The sequence below is a fragment of the Parageobacillus caldoxylosilyticus NBRC 107762 genome, assembly GCF_000632715.1.
Classification (GTDB): domain Bacteria; phylum Bacillota; class Bacilli; order Bacillales; family Anoxybacillaceae; genus Saccharococcus; species Saccharococcus caldoxylosilyticus.
In genome coordinates this window covers 1-16345 of the sequence record NZ_BAWO01000055.1, presented here as the reverse complement: position 1 = coordinate 16345, position 16345 = coordinate 1, and the positions used below count along the sequence as shown (strand labels likewise).

Annotated in this window: 19 protein-coding genes and 1 pseudogene; 16 read left to right on the top strand and 4 right to left on the bottom strand. The window is 44.1% G+C overall.

The features are described 5' to 3' along the window. The first annotated feature begins 39 nt into the window (after nucleotides 1-39). The 5 genes from GCA01S_RS14605 (at nucleotide 40) to GCA01S_RS14585 (ending at nucleotide 4320) form a co-directional block, all read left to right on the top strand. The gene (locus tag GCA01S_RS14605) at nucleotides 40-1092 is read left to right on the top strand and encodes a YpbB family protein (protein WP_042410944.1); all 1053 of its coding nucleotides are present in this window, start codon (nucleotides 40-42) and stop codon (nucleotides 1090-1092) included. After that, nucleotides 1086-2582, top strand: a complete 1497-nt coding sequence (locus GCA01S_RS14600; RefSeq protein ID WP_033313725.1) for a RecQ family ATP-dependent DNA helicase — start codon at nucleotides 1086-1088, stop codon at nucleotides 2580-2582. Before GCA01S_RS14605 ends, GCA01S_RS14600 begins: the two co-directional genes overlap by 7 nt. Nucleotides 2583-2600: 18 nt before the next feature. Continuing rightward, nucleotides 2601-3203, top strand: a complete 603-nt coding sequence (locus GCA01S_RS14595; protein ID WP_017435347.1) for a CPBP family intramembrane glutamic endopeptidase — start codon at nucleotides 2601-2603, stop codon at nucleotides 3201-3203. Beyond that, nucleotides 3200-3772 (top strand): LysM peptidoglycan-binding domain-containing protein, encoded by a 573-nt coding sequence (locus GCA01S_RS14590; RefSeq protein ID WP_081804206.1) that lies wholly within the window; start codon nucleotides 3200-3202, stop codon nucleotides 3770-3772. Before GCA01S_RS14595 ends, GCA01S_RS14590 begins: the two co-directional genes overlap by 4 nt. A gap of 98 nt (nucleotides 3773-3870) precedes the next feature. Continuing rightward, complete coding sequence (locus GCA01S_RS14585) at nucleotides 3871-4320, top strand: YpbF family protein (RefSeq protein ID WP_017435349.1); 450 nt, start codon at nucleotides 3871-3873, stop codon at nucleotides 4318-4320. 28 nt (nucleotides 4321-4348) lie between these two features. Here GCA01S_RS14585 and GCA01S_RS14580 read toward each other — a convergent pair whose 3' ends face one another. The 3 genes from GCA01S_RS14580 to GCA01S_RS14570 are packed head-to-tail and all read right to left on the bottom strand — an operon-like array spanning nucleotide 4349 to nucleotide 5439. Further along, nucleotides 4349-4918, bottom strand: a complete 570-nt coding sequence (locus GCA01S_RS14580; RefSeq protein ID WP_017435350.1) for a manganese catalase family protein — start codon at nucleotides 4916-4918, stop codon at nucleotides 4349-4351. Between the two features lie 33 nt (nucleotides 4919-4951). Continuing rightward, entirely contained in the window at nucleotides 4952-5212 is a 261-nt protein-coding gene (locus GCA01S_RS14575; protein WP_017435351.1) for a spore coat protein CotJB, read from the bottom strand. Next, nucleotides 5209-5439 carry a spore coat associated protein CotJA gene (locus tag GCA01S_RS14570; protein WP_017435352.1) on the bottom strand — a complete coding sequence of 77 codons (231 nt, stop codon included), beginning with the start codon at nucleotides 5437-5439 and terminating at the stop codon, nucleotides 5209-5211. Before GCA01S_RS14570 ends, GCA01S_RS14575 begins: the two co-directional genes overlap by 4 nt. A 107-nt stretch (nucleotides 5440-5546) precedes the next feature. On the opposite strand from GCA01S_RS14570, the gene GCA01S_RS14565 reads away from it, so the two are divergent. The 5 genes from GCA01S_RS14565 (at nucleotide 5547) to GCA01S_RS14545 (ending at nucleotide 10048) form a co-directional block, all read left to right on the top strand. Further along, nucleotides 5547-5942, top strand: a complete 396-nt coding sequence (locus tag GCA01S_RS14565; protein ID WP_017435353.1) for a hypothetical protein — start codon at nucleotides 5547-5549, stop codon at nucleotides 5940-5942. A gap of 12 nt (nucleotides 5943-5954) precedes the next feature. Next, complete coding sequence (locus tag GCA01S_RS14560; protein WP_017435354.1) at nucleotides 5955-6740, top strand: metallophosphoesterase; 786 nt, start codon at nucleotides 5955-5957, stop codon at nucleotides 6738-6740. A gap of 105 nt (nucleotides 6741-6845) precedes the next feature. After that, nucleotides 6846-7436, top strand: a complete 591-nt coding sequence (locus GCA01S_RS14555) for a genetic competence negative regulator (RefSeq protein ID WP_042410941.1) — start codon at nucleotides 6846-6848, stop codon at nucleotides 7434-7436. A gap of 257 nt (nucleotides 7437-7693) precedes the next feature. Then, nucleotides 7694-8977, top strand: coding sequence for a Glu/Leu/Phe/Val family dehydrogenase (locus GCA01S_RS14550; protein WP_017435356.1), 1284 nt, complete (start codon nucleotides 7694-7696; stop codon nucleotides 8975-8977). 90 nt (nucleotides 8978-9067) lie between these two features. Continuing rightward, entirely contained in the window at nucleotides 9068-10048 is a 981-nt protein-coding gene (locus GCA01S_RS14545; protein WP_026078478.1) for a YpdA family putative bacillithiol disulfide reductase, read from the top strand. Nucleotides 10049-10082: 34 nt separating this feature from the next. Here the strand turns inward: GCA01S_RS14545 and GCA01S_RS14540 are convergent, their stop codons facing one another. After that, a complete protein-coding gene (locus tag GCA01S_RS14540; protein ID WP_017435358.1) occupies nucleotides 10083-11054 on the bottom strand; it encodes an asparaginase in 972 nt (323 codons plus the stop codon). 109 nt (nucleotides 11055-11163) lie between these two features. Between GCA01S_RS14540 and prsW the strand changes: the two genes are divergently transcribed. The 6 genes and pseudogenes from prsW to GCA01S_RS14510 form a co-directional block, all read left to right on the top strand. After that, a complete protein-coding gene (gene prsW, locus GCA01S_RS14535) occupies nucleotides 11164-11838 on the top strand; it encodes a glutamic-type intramembrane protease PrsW (protein ID WP_017435359.1) in 675 nt (224 codons plus the stop codon). Between the two features lie 91 nt (nucleotides 11839-11929). Then, nucleotides 11930-12745 carry a spore cortex-lytic enzyme gene (gene sleB, locus GCA01S_RS14530; RefSeq protein ID WP_100225071.1) on the top strand — a complete coding sequence of 272 codons (816 nt, stop codon included), beginning with the start codon at nucleotides 11930-11932 and terminating at the stop codon, nucleotides 12743-12745. A 17-nt stretch (nucleotides 12746-12762) separates the two neighbouring features. After that, entirely contained in the window at nucleotides 12763-14106 is a 1344-nt protein-coding gene (gene ypeB / locus GCA01S_RS14525) for a germination protein YpeB (protein WP_042410938.1), read from the top strand. Nucleotides 14107-14191: 85 nt separating this feature from the next. Continuing rightward, nucleotides 14192-14878 carry a flagellar brake protein gene (locus tag GCA01S_RS14520; protein ID WP_042410936.1) on the top strand — a complete coding sequence of 229 codons (687 nt, stop codon included), beginning with the start codon at nucleotides 14192-14194 and terminating at the stop codon, nucleotides 14876-14878. A 36-nt stretch (nucleotides 14879-14914) separates the two neighbouring features. Then, a complete protein-coding gene (locus tag GCA01S_RS14515; RefSeq protein ID WP_017435363.1) occupies nucleotides 14915-15094 on the top strand; it encodes a YpfB family protein in 180 nt (59 codons plus the stop codon). Between the two features lie 283 nt (nucleotides 15095-15377). Continuing rightward, nucleotides 15378-16345: pseudogene (locus GCA01S_RS14510) on the top strand (IS200/IS605 family accessory protein TnpB-related protein); the annotation flags it as partial.

Below are 16345 nucleotides of genomic sequence, written 5' to 3'. Positions count from 1 at the left end.
TTACAATATAATGTAGATTTGCATAAAGGAGCAGCTGACATGAAAGACGGATATGCTGCGTTTTTGCTGTCGTTTTGTCTGCACCGCTTCAACGGCGAAAGGTCGTTGGCGGCGGTCTATCACTTATTTTCCGGAAAAAAATCAGCGCAAACGCTGCAGGACAGTAAATGGTTTCAGCTTGCGCCGTTTTTTGGCGTATGGAAAGATATTACGTTCAGCGAGATCGAGGCAGCAGCACAGTCGTTGTTCGAAAACGGCTTGATTGTCCCTGTGCAAAATCGCGCTTATATATTGACAGAAAAAGGAAAAAGATGGCTGGATGAACAGCTGCAGCGGACATTTTTTCCGACGCATCTCAATGGATGGCGCTATCACGACTTGGAAAAATGGTTTTGGTACCGTTTGTCCCTGCTTGTGCAAACATTATCGAACCTCCTTCACCACACCAGTTTTGAGCCGATTCACCGCCATGAAAAAACATTGATGTGGGTGAAGCGCTATTTACTATCACAGCGAAGAACGGTGCGAACATTAGCAGAAACGCTTTATGGGGAGCTATACCGTCTTCTCGATGACGTTTCCGAGGAAGAGGCGACGGTGTTTACCTTGCGTTTGACGAGTTATGCGCGAATCGGCTGGACGAACGAACAAATTGCATCGTATTTGCAAAAAGATCGCGTATGCGTTCAGTTTCAATTTCAAAATGTGCTTCATTACATGATGGCGTCAGCAGAAGCGGACCGCTCCTCTATTTTATATGAATTAATGCACGGATTGTCATTGCCTATACCACTGACGCTGTCCGCACAAAAAACGTATGAATGGCTGTTGCGCGGGAAACCGCTCGGCGAAATTGCGCGGCTGCGCCGTTTAAAAAGAAGCACGATTGAAGATCATGTCGTGGAAATTGCCGCCAATATTCCACAGTTTTCAATCGCGCCGTTTGTGCATGAAAAAAAGGCGGCGAAAATTATCGAGACGGCGCGAAAGCTCAAGACCCGCAAATTAAAGCGGATTCGCGATGCGATCGGTGACGACGTCAGCTATTTTGAAATCCGCCTCGTATTGGCAAAGGAAGGGGAAATGTGGTGACGTTAACGCAACTGCTTCAGAAAAAGTTCGGCTATTCTTCGTTCCGCAAAGGACAGCAGGAGATTATCGAAGACCTTTTGCGCGGATATGATGTGTTGGCGATGCTGCCGACGGGCGGAGGAAAATCGCTTTGCTATCAGCTTCCGGCCTATTTATTGCCAGGCAGCGTCTTGATCATTTCCCCGCTTGTTTCCCTCATGGAAGATCAAGTACGGCAGCTGCGGGAGCGTGGGGAAAAGCGGGCCATTGCCTTTAATAGTTTTTTAGAAACAAGGGAAAAGTGGCGGGCGCTTGAGCAGCTCGACCAGTTTCGCTTTATTTATGTCTCTCCAGAAATGCTGCAGTCGGAGCGGCTGCTTATTGCCTTAACGAATACTCCTATTTCTTTATTTGTCGTCGATGAAGCTCACTGCATTTCTCAGTGGGGATATGATTTCCGTCCTGATTTTTTAAAGTTAGGGGAGATCCGGCGCCAGCTTGGGTCGCCGCCGTGCCTCGCATTGACAGCTACGGCGCCTCCGGAAGTGATGAATGATATTATCGATATTTTGCAGCTTTCTCCGCTGCGCTGCCATATTCATTCCGTCGACCGTCCGAATATCGCAATCAAGGTAGAAAAGCTGAGCTCACTTTCCGAAAAAGTGGACCGCTTGCTCGACTATGTCAAGCGTCTTCAAGGCCCTGGAATCATTTATTTTTCGAGCCGGCAATGGACAGAAACGATGGCGCGCCAACTGCAGCAGGAAGGAATCGAGCGGGTGGCGTATTATCATGCAGGCATGGATGCCGAACAACGGATGCTGGTGCAGCAGCAGTTTTTACGCGGTCAGTTAGACATCGTATGCTGCACGGCTGCGTTTGGCATGGGAGTCAATAAAGAAAATATCCGTTTTGTTCTTCATTTTCATATGCCCGGCCAAATGGAAGCATATCTTCAAGAAATCGGCAGGGCGGGGCGCGACGGAGAAAAGAGCATTGCGATTTTACTATATACCAATGGGGACGATGGCATGATACAATCGCTAATGGAAGCGGAACTGCCGGACGACGCGCAGGTGAAACAGCTGTGTGAAAATTTATTATATGGCGCTTCCCGAGATGATGTCGAGCAATACATGGATATGTGTCTGTTTACGGATGTCCAGAAGCGGATTTTTACGTACTTTTTGGAAAAAGAAGGGGTTTTTTCTTCCAACCGGCCGCTTGCCAAGCAAGAAATTGACCGCCTATATGGAAAAGTAACAAAGAACATCGAACTACGCCGGCAATGGAAGCGGAAAAAGTTAAAGGAAATGGAAAAATGGATTTTTCGCCGTTCCTGCCGGCGGGAGGCGATTGTCCAGGCCTTTGGGCAGACCCTGACGGACAAGCCGGAGCAGTGCTGTGATTGTTGCGGGCTGTCATTAGACGGCTACTTGCGTACGAACGAGGAAAAACACCCTACCCGTTTCCTTGGTTGGCGGGTCGAATTGCAGCGTATTTTCTTTTAAAGCGAGGCGTAGTGAAACATGAAGCGGCAAAGTGAACAAATCCAAATGATGAGCGATCGCGAAGTACTGCTCCATTTATATTTGACGCAATTATTGCTAATTGTCGCGTCCGTCGTGATCGCATTTTTTCTTTTTGATCTTTCGACGTTGCGGCGAATTTGGCAGTTTGATTTGGCTGCGGTGATTGCCTATGGCGGGGGAAGCGCCGCCCTCGTGTTAGCGCTTGATTTTTTGGCGATGCGCTATTTGCCGAAACAATGGCAGGATGACGGGGGAATTAATGAAAAAATTTTCCGTAGCCGCTCGATTCCGCATATCTTTTTTTTATGTTTATTGATCGCTTTCAGCGAAGAGTGGCTGTTTCGCGGCGTCATCCAGACATATTTCGGCCTGTTTGTCGCCAGCACGGTGTTCGCCTTGTTGCACATCCGCTATTTAGAAAAATGGTTTTTGTTTGTGATGGTAGTGCTGTTAAGCTTTTTTCTCGGATGTATTTATGAGTGGACTAAAAGCCTGTGGGCAACGATTTTTGCCCATTTTCTGATCGATTTTATTTTAGCGGTAGATATTCGTCTCCATTATGTGCGCGAAAGGAAACAAAACGGGGGTAATCGTGAGTGAGTGAGCAGCGTATCGAAGATCAAGCGGAAGTATTGCGGGAATTGGCGCAGCCAAAAAATAAGCCGGCAAAAGAAGACGGGCTGCCGCTTCCATCGCGCAGCGAGGTGCGTCGACAGAAGAAGACAAGAAAGCGGGAAAAGAAAAAGAAGTGGAAGCTGAAATATCCGCTCATACGTTTGTTAGTACTGTTTTTCATTTTGCTGCCGATTTCGATGTTAAGCATTTATTATGCGAATCAAGACTCAAAAACGGTGACGGTTGTCACCCGCAGCGAAACAGGCAGTTATGAATTAGTTGATATTGATCCAGTGAAGAAGGGAACGACCGAGTCGAGCAGTTCAACAACAAGGGCACAAAATCAGCCTGCATTAAAGAAAAACAAAAAAGAAACAAGAAAAAAAGTAATCACACATATCGTGCAGGAAAATGAAACGCTATACAGTATTGCGATGAAATATTATCAGAGCGATCGCGGAATGGAAATCATAAAAAAATGGAATCATTTGCAAAATGCAAAGCTCCATCAAGGACAAGTATTGCAAATTCCGGTGACAGATGTGGAAAAATAGAGAGATAGACAAACGGTCGTTTTTTCGTTCTAACGAAGCAGGCTCGTACATACGTTTATAATAAGAAAGGGTGGAGGAAAAATCGAGGGGATGGAATGATGGGAAATTTTCTCGAGCATGTGCCGATAGATGAAGTGACAAGGCAAATGCTGATTGGAGTGATTGAAAAAAAACAAAAATGGGAACGGCTGAAGAAAAAAGTTTTTTCCTTGCAGCTCGTTACTTTCGGCGGGTTCGCGCTGTTTTCCATCTACATTTTATTTTATTTAATTTTTCCAAGCGGCACATGGACGGAGCTGATCAACGGATTTTTGGGAAAAACGGTGCATTTATATATATTGTTACTGCTGTTTACCTCGTATTGGGCCGTTTTATATTACAAAGGAAAATGTGATAAAGCGGAAGAGGAATTTCATTCCCTTCGTTGCGAAATCATTCAAAAAAGCATCGATTTATGGAAAGATGAACAGCAATGGAAAGAGCGGCATAAACTGTTTGAAATGATGAAAAAGGAGTACGATATTAATTTGTATTATGAAAATAGCTGAATGGTACTCCCATTCAGCTATTTTCCGATTAGAAAAATTTCTTCCGGTCACGCTCTTCTTTTAAAATTTCGACTGCTTCGCGAAAACGTTGAGCGTGAATGATTTCACGTTCGCGTAAAAAACGAAGCCCATCGTTTAAATCTGGATCATCGCTCATATTAATAATCCATTGATAGGTTGCCCGCGCTTTTTCTTCGGCAGCGATATCTTCATACAAATCGGTAATCGGATCTCCCTTCGCTTGAATGTATGTCGCCGTAAACGGAACGCCGGCGGCATTATGATAAAATAAAGCGCGGTCATGATCGACATAGTGTGCGTCGAGACCTGCTTCTTTCAGCTGTTCTAGAGTGGCGTCTTTTGTTAATTTGTATACCATTGTTGCAATCATTTCTAAATGAGCCAATTCCTCTGTTCCAATATCTGTGAGTAAACCCATTACTTTATCAGGAATGGTGTAGCGTTGATTTAAATAACGAAGCGCGGCAGCGAGTTCTCCATCCGCCCCTCCATACTGTTCAATTAAATATTTCGCCAGTTTTGGGTTGCACGTGCTGACACGAACGGGATATTGCAATTTTTTTTCATAAATCCACATTATTATTTCCTCCTTTTACAGCGAGTGGCGTTGCTATACTTGCCAAGGCCAAGGAGAATCATTCCAATTCCACGGATAGTTGGAATAGCTGTTTCCATATTGTTGCAGTGGACCATAACAGGACTCAAACTGTTTCTTTAGCTGTTTCCGTTTTTGCGCAAGCTGGTTAAATTGCTGGATCGCTTGGTAGTCGGTAGGATGGGTGTCGAGGTATAACGTTAAGTCGACGAGGGCAAAATCAACTGCTTGGAGCTGCTCTAAAAGTTCATAGTATTCTTGTGGCACCTGCTTCATTGTCCATCACCTTTAGTTTTCATTTCGTAAGGACCGTAATATGGATCATAAAAAATTTTCCAGAGGGTACCTTTTTTCAATGCTTCATGCAAAGGGAATTGCGGCAAGTTAGGCGGTTGAAATCCGACATATTGGTTCGGCGCGGTGACATATGTTTTGACGCGAATTGGCGGACAAGGATCAAATGGGCTTACATAGGGTTCATATTGCTTTCGTGTGGTGAACATAAAAAACCTCCTTTTTATAAAACTTCAGTCTATATTTATGACTGCAACATTTTACTCATGCCTCCCTTTTTCGTGAATACATGTAGAAGAGGGAGGGGGGAAATGGTATGTGGGTTCGTCTGTTGTGTGTGATGGTTGGATTTTTATGCGGATATTTGCTGATTCATTGGATGCCGCCATTGACTCCGTTTGATTTCACCCTTTTTATCACCGAGCTTATTTTTAATCCTTTGCGGACGTTTTTGGCGCTGACCTGCTTTTTTATTGGTTTTTTGGCAAATGCGGTAGTGATTCGCACCGTCATTGAAGGAATTGTGTTATGTCTGCTGGGAAAGCGGGTACGCTGGATGGAATGGTTTGTTTGCTGTGGAGGGATAGCGACCTTTTATTGGTTATTTCAATGGGAAAGAAAGCTGGCTGTTTTATTTTTTATTTTCTCCTTTATTTATGGTATGATATCGATGGATTTGGATCGTTCTCGGCAATATCATCGAAATTTATAGGGGGCATTATACTTGGTTTGGATCGTCTTTTTTTCTTTTTTCTGTATATTGGCTTATATGTGGTGGGAAGCGCATCGAAACCGCGTTGTTCACATTGAGTTGACCTTTCCTCAGTTTCCAAGTAGTTTTCGGGCGTTTTCCATTTTTTTTATTTCCGACCTTCATCGGCGGATATTGGCGAAAAAAATTGTGGAGGAGATCAAAGGAAAGGCGGATATTGTTTTAGTCGGCGGGGACCTTACGGAAAAAGGGGTGCCCGCTGCGCGTGTCAAGGAAAATATTCGCCGCTTAAAAATGATTGGACCGGTTTATTTTATTTGGGGGAATAATGATTATGAAGCGGAATATGATTTGCACTCGCTTTTGCTCGAGGAAGGAGTGCATATATTGGAAAATAGTGCTGTGATGCTGCAATCCCGGGATGGGGAGAAGCTTGCCCTCATTGGAGTGGAGGATATGAGCAAACGGCGCGCAAGATTAGACAAAGCGCTTCAAGGGGTGGATGAGAATGCCTTCCGCATCCTTGCTTCGCATAATCCGAAAATTGTCGGGCGTCTTCGTCCCGAACATCGTATTTCGCTTGTGATCAGCGGTCATACGCATGGAGGGCAAATTCGTTTCTTTTCGTTTGGGCTCTATGAAAAAGGTGGTTTAAAAAGTGTGAACGGCACTGCCGTTTTTGTCAGTAACGGATACGGGACGACAACCATTCCGCTTCGCCTTGGAGCGCCTGCGGAAACGAATTTGATCACCATTCGTTCATGGAAAGAAGAAGATAAAGAAAAAATGCTTGTCTAAATGACGGAAAACGATGTAAACTCATTAATAATAACAACGAACCATTTATGAATTATTTCATACAATAAACATAAGAGATGGCTGTGTAGGTAAGGAGGGGTGTTGATGCGTCTTGAACGCTTAACCCACAATAAAATTAAAATTTTCCTTACGTTTGATGATTTGATGGATCGCGGTTTAACGAAAGACGATTTATGGAAAGATACGTTTAAAGTTCATCAATTGTTTCGCGATATGATTGAGGAGGCAAGCGAAGAGCTTGGCTTTGAAGTAAACGGATCGATCGCTGTGGAAGTATACTCTTTACCGGCACAGGGAATGGTTGTTATCGTAACAAGCGAGGGCGAATACGATGAAATGGAGGAAGAATTTGCCGACGATTACATTGAAATGCAAGTAACGCTCGATGAGAGCGATGACATATTTTACGAATTTCAAACGTTTGAAGATGTCATTCAGCTTGCTCATCGTCTCTATGCGATCGGTTGTTTAGACGGAACGCTTTATTCTTACCAAGACCGATTTTACTTGCATGTTGCGGAAGAACCTCCTATTCCGATCGATAATTTTGTCGCTTTGCTGGCGGAGTTCGGCAGCCCTTCGACGATAACGATACATCGTGTGCAGGAATATGGCAAAAAACTAATCGAGCATCGAGCGATTGAACAACTCGTTCATTATTTTCCGGCACGTTAACGCATGACCAGACTCCTTCATGTGGACAAGGAGTCTGGTTTTTTTTACCTCGGCTCTGTTGTTCAAGGGCAAGAAAAGCCGCCATATAATAAGGAAAAAACAGCATATAAACATAATAAAGATGGAAATAGTTATAAATAGTCATAAATCGTTTGCCATTTTATTTTTTTTTCTTTGCATAAATAGCAAGAAGGTGTATACTATGACATGAAAGGCGACAATATCAATATCATAGCGAGCTTATAGGAGGTTTACGTATGGTAGCCGACAAGCATACCAGCGAGGAAAAAGAACAAAATGAAAAAGAATATGACGTATTAGCAGCAACGCAAATCGTTATACATAGAGCTCTGGAAAAGCTGGGATATCCGGAAGAAGTATACGAGTTGCTTAAAGAACCGATTCGCATGCTGACAGTGAGAATTCCGGTGCGTATGGATGACGGTACGGTGAAAATTTTTACCGGCTACCGTGCCCAGCATAATGATGCGGTTGGTCCAACTAAAGGAGGAGTCCGTTTCCATCCAAACGTCACGGAGCGTGAAGTGAAAGCGCTATCTATTTGGATGAGCCTAAAATGTGGCATTGTCGATTTGCCGTATGGCGGTGGAAAAGGTGGAATTGTCTGTGATCCGCGTACGATGTCATTCCGTGAATTAGAACGGTTAAGCCGCGGTTATGTTCGTGCGATTAGCCAAATCGTTGGTCCGACAAAAGACATTCCTGCACCAGATGTCTTTACGAACTCGCAAATTATGGCATGGATGATGGACGAATATAGCCGCATTGACGAATTTAATTCGCCTGGATTTATTACAGGGAAGCCGCTAGTGCTGGGAGGTTCGCATGGACGCGAAACCGCTACGGCAAAAGGGGTTACGATCTGTATCCGCGAAGCGGCGAAAAAACGCGGCATTGATTTAAAAGGCGCCCGCGTTGTCATCCAAGGCTTTGGAAATGCGGGCAGCTTTTTGGCGAAATTTATGCATGATGCCGGCGCGAAAGTTATCGGTATTTCCGATGTATACGGAGCGCTTTATGATCCGAACGGTTTAGATATCGATTATTTATTGGAGCGCCGCGACAGTTTTGGCACGGTAACGAAATTATTTAAAAATACGATTACGAATAAAGAGCTGTTGGAGCTCGACTGCGATATTTTAGTGCCGGCAGCGATTGAAAATCAAATTACGGAAGAGAATGCACCGAATATTAAAGCGAGCATCGTCGTGGAGGCGGCAAACGGCCCGACGACGCTAGAGGCAACGGAAATTTTAACAAAACGAGGCATTTTGCTTGTCCCGGACGTATTGGCGAGCGCGGGTGGCGTAACGGTTTCGTATTTCGAATGGGTGCAAAACAATCAAGGATATTATTGGACGGAAGAAGAAGTGGAAGAGCGGTTAGAAAAAGTCATGGTGAAAGCGTTCAATAACGTATACGAAATGGCGCAAACACGCCGTGTCGATATGCGTTTGGCCGCTTATATGGTCGGCGTCCGCAAAATGGCGGAAGCGTGCCGTTTCCGTGGCTGGGTATAATAAAGATGAATTAACTTATTTGCAACATGCCAAAAAATCCCCTATCATATGATAGGGGATTTTTTGATGCTATAAGGAGTGAAGGGCATGGTGAAAGAAGAAAAGATCATTATTGTCGGCGGGGGGCCTTGCGGGCTTGCTGCAGCGATTGCTTTACAAGATGTCGGTTATCGTCCGTTAGTGATAGAAAAAGGAAATATTGTCCATTCCATTTATCGATTTCCAACTCATCAAACCTTTTTTAGCACGAGCGACCGCCTCGAAATCGGCGGCGTGCCGTTTATTACGGAAAATCGGAAGCCAAAGCGCAATCAAGCGCTTGCCTATTACCGCGAAGTAGTCGCGCGAAAGCAAGTGCGCGTGCAAACGTTTGAGGAAGTGAAGCAAGTAGAAAAACAAAAAGATGGAACGTTCCTTGTAAGCACGACAAAAGGACTATACCGTGCTGAATATGTCATTGTGGCGACAGGATATTATGACCACCCAAACTATATGAACGTGCCGGGGGAAGATTTGCCGAAAGTGACACACTATTTTAAAGAAGCGCATCCATATTTCAATACCGACTGCGTGGTCATCGGCGGAAAAAACTCGAGTGTTGATGCAGCGCTTGAGCTTGTCAAAGCGGGGGCGCGCGTCACGGTTTTGTACCGGGGAAGCGGCTATTCGCCAAGCATTAAACCTTGGGTTTTGCCGGAGTTCGATTCTCTCGTGCGCAAAGGTATCATTAAAATGGAGTTTAACGCTCATGTAAAGGAAATTACTGAAGATGCTGTCATTTACGAAGTAGAAGGAGAAACGAAAAAAATCAAAAACGATTTTGTCTTTGCGATGACGGGATATCATCCTGACCATGAATTTTTAAAGAAAATGGGAGTGGAAGTCGACCCTGAAACGGGGCGGCCGCTTTATAATCCCGAAACGATGGAAACGAACGTCCCTGGCATTTTCATTGCCGGCGTCATCGCCGCCGGCAATGATGCCAATGAGATTTTTATTGAAAACGGCCGCTTTCACGGCGGGCAAATTGCCGCTTGCATTGTCAAACGGGAGCGGGAGAAGCAGCAATAACGGGAGGAGGCTGGAACAAGCCAGCCTCCCTTGATTATTCCATAAACATTTCTTGCAGTTTTTGCGGGTTGTTTGTGATTTCTAGGGCGACAAGCAGTTTGATGCGTGCTTTTTGCCCGTTTAGCCCGTTGGAAAAAATGACGCCCATTTCTTTCAGCTGCTTTCCGCCTCCTTCATATCCGTAGATATCTTGTACAATTCCGTTAAAGCAGCGGGATACAAGAACGACCGGAATGCCGGCGTCAAGCAAAGAGCGCACCCCTTTAGCGGCGCGCGGCGGCAGGTTTCCCTGCCCTAACGCTTCAATGACAACTCCATCAAGCGGAAGCGTTTGAATGGCATGAAAAATTGCTTCATCCATACCTGCATATGCTTTTAATAAAATCACGTTTTTCGATATCGTTTGAACCGGATATGTCGTGCGTTTCGTCGGCGCGTGGTGAAAAAACACCCCCCGCTTTGTGACGATTCCAATCGGTCCGTACTGCGGGCTTTGGAATGTCGCAATGTTGGATGTATGGGTTTTCGTCACGTTTTTAGCCGTGTGGATTTCGTCATTGAGTACGACCAATACTCCTTTTCCGCGCGCTTCGTCACTTATCGCCACTTTTACTGACGAAATTAAGTTGTACAGCCCATCCGCGCCGATTTCATTGCTGGAGCGCATCGCGCCGGTAACGACAATCGGCACATCGGTCCGTGCGGTTAAATCTAAAAAATATGCCGTCTCTTCAAGGGTGTCTGTTCCATGTGTAACAACAATGCCTTCTATTTGTTCATTGGCAATTTTTTCTTCGATGCGATTGCGCAATTGCAGCATTTCCTGCGGCGTCATATGCGGCGATGGCAAGTGGAACAGCTCTTCTACATAAATATCGGCAAGGCTTGCCAATGGCGGCGCCACATCATGCAACGGATGTGTTTCATCAGGACGTACGGCTCCTGTTTCTTCATCCTCTTTCATGGAAATGGTGCCGCCTGTATGAATAATTAAGATTTTTTTCATTATTTTCCCTCCATTCGAAAGTTCGATGATGCAATAATAGAAGAAGGTCATTTTCAAATATTCCATTCTCATGTTACCATAAAGAAAACGAATGGAAACGGGGATTTGTATGTTCACATTAATTTCCGCTGGCGTTGCTCCAGGAATTGCACTGCTTAGCTATTTTTATTTGAAAGATGAATACGAAACAGAACCGTTATCTTTTGTATTGCGAATATTTATCATCGGAGCGCTGCTGGTGTTTCCGATTATGTTTATTCAATATGTGTTTCATGCTGAAGGAATGGCGACTTCTAAAGTCGCCCGCGCCTTTTTTTTGTCAGGATTGTTGGAGGAGTTCGTCAAGTGGTTTATCGTTTATTTTTTTGTTTATGACCATTATGAATTTGACGAGCCGTACGACGGCATTGTGTATAGCGCCAGTGTGTCGCTCGGGTTTGCGACGATGGAAAATATTTTGTATTTATTGGCGAACGGTGTGGAGTTTGCTGTGACAAGGGCGCTTTTGCCGGTTTCCAGCCACGCTTTATTTGCAGTCATCATGGGTTTTTATTTTGGCAAAGCAAAATTTACGAGAAAGAAACGGCGTTACTTATTTTTGGCGTTTTTGTTGTCCTTTCTTCTGCACGGAATGTACGATTTCATTTTGTTAACGCAGGAGAAATGGAGTTATTACATGGTTCCCTTCATGTTGTTATTATGGTGGTTTGCGCTTCGCAAGATAAAACAGGCAAAAGCATTACATGGTTACGAAAAAATTTTTTCTGCAAAAAGTCAAGCATAATAAGCTTGGCTTTTTGCTTTTTTTGCATAAAAAGGCAAATTCGAAAGAAAATAGGGATAAAACAATAGTTGCAATACGGGAGGGTTTGCGCATGGTTAGTAAAATGCAGAGATATCTATGGTTTAGTATTCTTATTGCTTGTCTGTTTATTTGTATAAAACCGGCTGAAGAGGCAAAAGCATTTTCGAACCAGGTGATTCAGCGCGGGGCAGTTGGGGATGACGTCATCGAATTGCAGGCGCGGCTGCAGTATATCGGATTTTACAATGGAAAAATTGACGGCGTTTTCGGCTGGAGAACGTACTGGGCAGTGCGCAATTTTCAATATGAATATGGGCTTCCAGTGGATGGCCTCGTCGGTAATAGCACAAAAGCAAAACTAGTAAAGGTATCGAAATATCATGAGCAATTTGTGAAGGAGCAAATTCGCAAAGGAAATGAGTTTACCCATTATGGAGGCAAGCCGTTAAGCCAGCAAGTAAAGAAAAATAATAGAGGCGGCAACGGAAACAGATCGGTAAAAGCGACAGCAGCCAATGTACCAAAAGGTTTTTCGCAAAACGATATTCAACTGATGGCAAACGCGGTACATGGGGAGGCGCGCGGGGAGCCTTATATCGGTAAAGTCGCGGTGGCGGCCGTCATTTTAAACCGTCTTGAGCATCCTTCGTTCCCGGATACAGTGGCGGGCGTAATTTTTCAACCTGGGGCATTTACCGCGGTAGCCGATGGACAAATTTGGCTGACGCCGGATGAAACATCGAAAAAAGCGGTACTCGATGCGATTAACGGCTGGGATCCTACCGATGGAGCCATTTATTATTTCAACCCGGCCACCGCAACGAGTTCATGGATTTGGAACCGACCGCAAATTAAAAGAATTGGTAAACATATCTTTTGTAAATAATGCAGGAGGTGAGTGAAATGATACGGAATTTATTAATCGGCGCACTGTCACTTGCTGTGGTAGGAACAGCGTATTGGGGATACCGGGAGCATCAGGAGAAAAATGCCATCTTAATTCATGCGGAAAATAACTATCAGCGTGCTTTCCATGACTTAACGTACCAAATCGATTTGCTGCATGATAAAATCGGAAACACGCTTGCCATGAATTCTCCCACTTCCTTGTCTCCAGCTTTAGCGGAAGTATGGAAAATTGCTGCGGAAGCCCACTCCGATGTCGGGCAGCTGCCGCTTTCCCTGCTACCGTTTAACAAAACACAGGAGTTTCTCGCTAAAATAGGGGAGTTCAGCTACCGGACAGCGATTCGCGATCTAGAAAAAGAGCCGCTTACGAAAGAAGAATACCGTACGCTGCAAGCACTATATAAAAATGCGGCAACCATTCAGCAAGAACTGCGCAACGTCCAGCATTTAGTTTTAAAAAATAACTTGCGCTGGATGGATGTCGAATTGGCGCTCGCCACTAACGATCGTTCCGGAGATAACGTCATTATTGACGGGTTTAAAGCAGTAGAAAAAAATGTAGATACCTTCTCGAAGTCGTCTGAATTTGGACCGACTTTTATTGGCCTCGAAAATACGGAAAAAGGTTTTGTCCGCGCAAAAGGAAAACCGATTTCCAAACATGAAGCAAAGCGCATAGCCCGTTCTTTTCTTGGGTTAAAGGGTACGGAAAGCATTAAAGTAACGGCGAGCGGAAAAGGAGCAGATGAGCGCTTTTACAGTCTGACGATTCATGATCCGAAAACAAAAGGCGATATTTATATGGATATTACAGCAAAAGGCGGTTACCCAATTTGGGTGATCAATAGCCGTCCAATTGCCAAACAAGCAATTAGTTTACATGAAGCGGCAAATAGAGGAATGAAGTTTTTGCAGCAACATCAGTTTAAAAACTTGGAGCTTTATGACAGCACCCAATATGATAACGTTGCGGTATTAACATTTGTGACAAATGAAAACGGAATTCGCATCTATCCGGAAGCAATTAAAATGAAAGTAGCTCTTGACAATGGAACGATTGTCGGCTTTTCTGCGCGTGATTATTTGTCTTCTTCCATCCAGCGTCCGCTCCCGAAACCGAAATTGACGGTGGAACAAGCAAAGAAAAAAATCAATCCGAATTTAAAGATTATGGAACAGCGCCAGGCCGTCATTATGAACGACATGAACGAACCAGTGCTCTGCTATGAATTTTTAGGGACGCTCGGAGAAGACACCTATCAAATTTTTATTAACGCAAACAGTGGAATGGAGGAACAAGTGGAAAGACTGCAAAGCACAGAACCAAGTTATAGTTAAGGTCATTGTTTAGGGAAAAGCTTGATGAAAGCTTTTCCTTTTTGTTTTAATAAAAATATTAAGGGGAAAACGAAAGGGAGAGACCATGTTGAAAATAGGGGACATGTTAACGTTAGAGCCATTGGATGGCGGGAAAGAAAAATATAAAGGCAAAGTAATGGAAATAGGAGATCACTATATCCACATAGGTTATCCGGTTGATGAAAAGGCAGGGAAAACGGTGTTTTTCCTAAACGGAATGCGATTGAAAGCAAGTTTTGTCGGGCAAGATGGCTGCCTTTATTTATTTGAGACAGAAGTGACCGGAAAGCTGCGGCGGCCGGTGCCGATGATCGTCCTTGCTTATCCTAGTGCAGACAAGCTCGTGCGCATTCAGCGCCGCCGCTATGTGAGAGTAAAAGTCAATGCCGATGTGGCGATTCACCCGTTTCATCAGGAGTTTGCGCCATTTGCGACGATGACGACCGATATTAGTGCTGGCGGAGCGGCGGTCGTATTGCCGCCGTCATACCATCAGCAGCTGCTCCCTGGAATGGTTGTCGAAACATGGCTAGTGCTTGCAATGAGGTCAGGCGAATATCACTATTTAAAATTAAAGGCAAAAATTATCCGTATATTTCAAGGTGCAAATGGCGTCTATAAAGCATCGCTGCAATTTTTAGACGTAGCTCCCCAGGACCGCGTGCGATTAATTCGCTATAGTTTTGAACGGCAATTAGAAGCAAAAAAGGCAGAGAACATAGTGAATAAATGGGAGGAAAGCGTGGAATAATGGCCTATAAAAAATGAAAGGCAGGCCGATATCGCAATGAAACGGTTTGAATCCCTTTTATGGAAGCTTGTCATTATTCAATTTATTTTTTTAATCATAGCGCAATGGCTTATTTTATATACTCCGCTTCATCTTTATTTGGGAAAAGTTTATGAATATGAAGGGGTTAGCAAGCAGGAAAAAACAAAAACGATCGAAACAACCGTCGACCATTGACGGTCTATATGATAAAATGACATCGAAGCATGCAGGGATTTCCTGCTTTTTTCTTTGATAAAAAATATTAAGTGAGCAGGAGGTATAAGCAGTTTGTTAAACTTTATAAAATCATGTAATATCTCCTGTTATTGAACGTAAAGAGATGGATGTTCTTCATCTTTTCCATCGTCCCCTGTCTTTTGATAAAAAATCCTCTCCCCCTTTTGCATGTAAAAAGGAAATAAAGAAGATTTAGCGAATATATGTTCTTAAGGATCCAAACAAGGGGGAAGGCAAGGGGATGAAAACGGTTCGGGGGATGAAAATCGTTTCTCATGATGCATCACAACTTCGTTCATTGGATGAGTTGATGCGCGTCTTTGGTTCCGCGAAGCGATACGCGTTCAACCGCTTGCTGGAGGGAAGGAACGCCAAAGACATCATCAAGCACCTTCCGCACCAATTTCGGCTCAACAAACGGTTTGCCGAAGATGCGGTCCTGCTTGTTCAATCACTGATTTCTTCCCAACGTGAGTTGCTTCCCATGCGCTTGGAGGATGTGCAAGCGAAAATCGAAAAAACCGAAAAGAAAATCGATGACTACCACCATGGAAGAAAAACACCGAAAAAAGTCGATCTTCCAACATGTCTTGGTGGATTGCACCAACGGTTAGAAAAGCTCAAAGCGAAAGAAGCCGAGCTAACGCATCATCTGGAACAAGGGACGATTCCACGTGTGATTTTTGGTGGAAAAGAGAACTTTTACAAGCGTTTGAAAGGAAAAATCACGAACGAAGAATGGAAAGATTTACGCTCGAATCAGTTGTACGCCAGAGGCGATAAAAGCAAAAAAGGAAATTTAAATATTCGCCTCCTGTATGACGATAAAACTTATGAATGTTATGTAGAAATTGCGAATCCACTTGGACAACAAGAAGGGAAACACGCTCCACGCTTGAGGCTGCCTGTGTCTGTTCCTGAAAAATATGAAGAGGAAATCATCGATCTCGTCATGGGAGAACCAGTCGGAGTGAATGCAAAAGGCAAACCGATCATCGAATATCAACCATATACCGTCGAAATCAAACGCAAAAACGGGGAATATTATGTCCATCTCGTCTATGAAGAAGAGGTATATGGCAGGGAACTTACCTACGATGAGCCGATTCAAGCGGAACGAATCGCTAGGATTGATATCAATATCGACCGCATCGCCGTAAGCATCGTTTCGAAACAAGGAAACTTTCTTCAATCAAAGGTGTTTTACTG

What these genes read in the sequence shown, in the direction of transcription:
- GCA01S_RS14605 (WP_042410944.1), top strand. Translation starts at nt 40, where the DNA reads ATGAAAGACGGATATGCTGCGTTTTTGCTGTCGTTTTGTCTGCACCGC.
- GCA01S_RS14595 (WP_017435347.1), top strand. Translation starts at nt 2,601, where the DNA reads ATGAAGCGGCAAAGTGAACAAATCCAAATGATGAGCGATCGCGAAGTA.
- GCA01S_RS14585 (WP_017435349.1), top strand. Translation starts at nt 3,871, where the DNA reads ATGGGAAATTTTCTCGAGCATGTGCCGATAGATGAAGTGACAAGGCAA.
- GCA01S_RS14580 (WP_017435350.1), bottom strand. Translation starts at nt 4,918, where the DNA reads ATGTGGATTTATGAAAAAAAATTGCAATATCCCGTTCGTGTCAGCACG.
- GCA01S_RS14575 (WP_017435351.1), bottom strand. Translation starts at nt 5,212, where the DNA reads ATGAAGCAGGTGCCACAAGAATACTATGAACTTTTAGAGCAGCTCCAA.
- GCA01S_RS14570 (WP_017435352.1), bottom strand. Translation starts at nt 5,439, where the DNA reads ATGTTCACCACACGAAAGCAATATGAACCCTATGTAAGCCCATTTGAT.
- GCA01S_RS14565 (WP_017435353.1), top strand. Translation starts at nt 5,547, where the DNA reads ATGTGGGTTCGTCTGTTGTGTGTGATGGTTGGATTTTTATGCGGATAT.
- GCA01S_RS14555 (WP_042410941.1), top strand. Translation starts at nt 6,846, where the DNA reads ATGCGTCTTGAACGCTTAACCCACAATAAAATTAAAATTTTCCTTACG.
- GCA01S_RS14550 (WP_017435356.1), top strand. Translation starts at nt 7,694, where the DNA reads ATGGTAGCCGACAAGCATACCAGCGAGGAAAAAGAACAAAATGAAAAA.
- GCA01S_RS14540 (WP_017435358.1), bottom strand. Translation starts at nt 11,054, where the DNA reads ATGAAAAAAATCTTAATTATTCATACAGGCGGCACCATTTCCATGAAA.
- prsW (WP_017435359.1), top strand. Translation starts at nt 11,164, where the DNA reads ATGTTCACATTAATTTCCGCTGGCGTTGCTCCAGGAATTGCACTGCTT.
- sleB (WP_100225071.1), top strand. Translation starts at nt 11,930, where the DNA reads ATGGTTAGTAAAATGCAGAGATATCTATGGTTTAGTATTCTTATTGCT.
- ypeB (WP_042410938.1), top strand. Translation starts at nt 12,763, where the DNA reads ATGATACGGAATTTATTAATCGGCGCACTGTCACTTGCTGTGGTAGGA.
- GCA01S_RS14520 (WP_042410936.1), top strand. Translation starts at nt 14,192, where the DNA reads ATGTTGAAAATAGGGGACATGTTAACGTTAGAGCCATTGGATGGCGGG.
- GCA01S_RS14515 (WP_017435363.1), top strand. Translation starts at nt 14,915, where the DNA reads ATGAAACGGTTTGAATCCCTTTTATGGAAGCTTGTCATTATTCAATTT.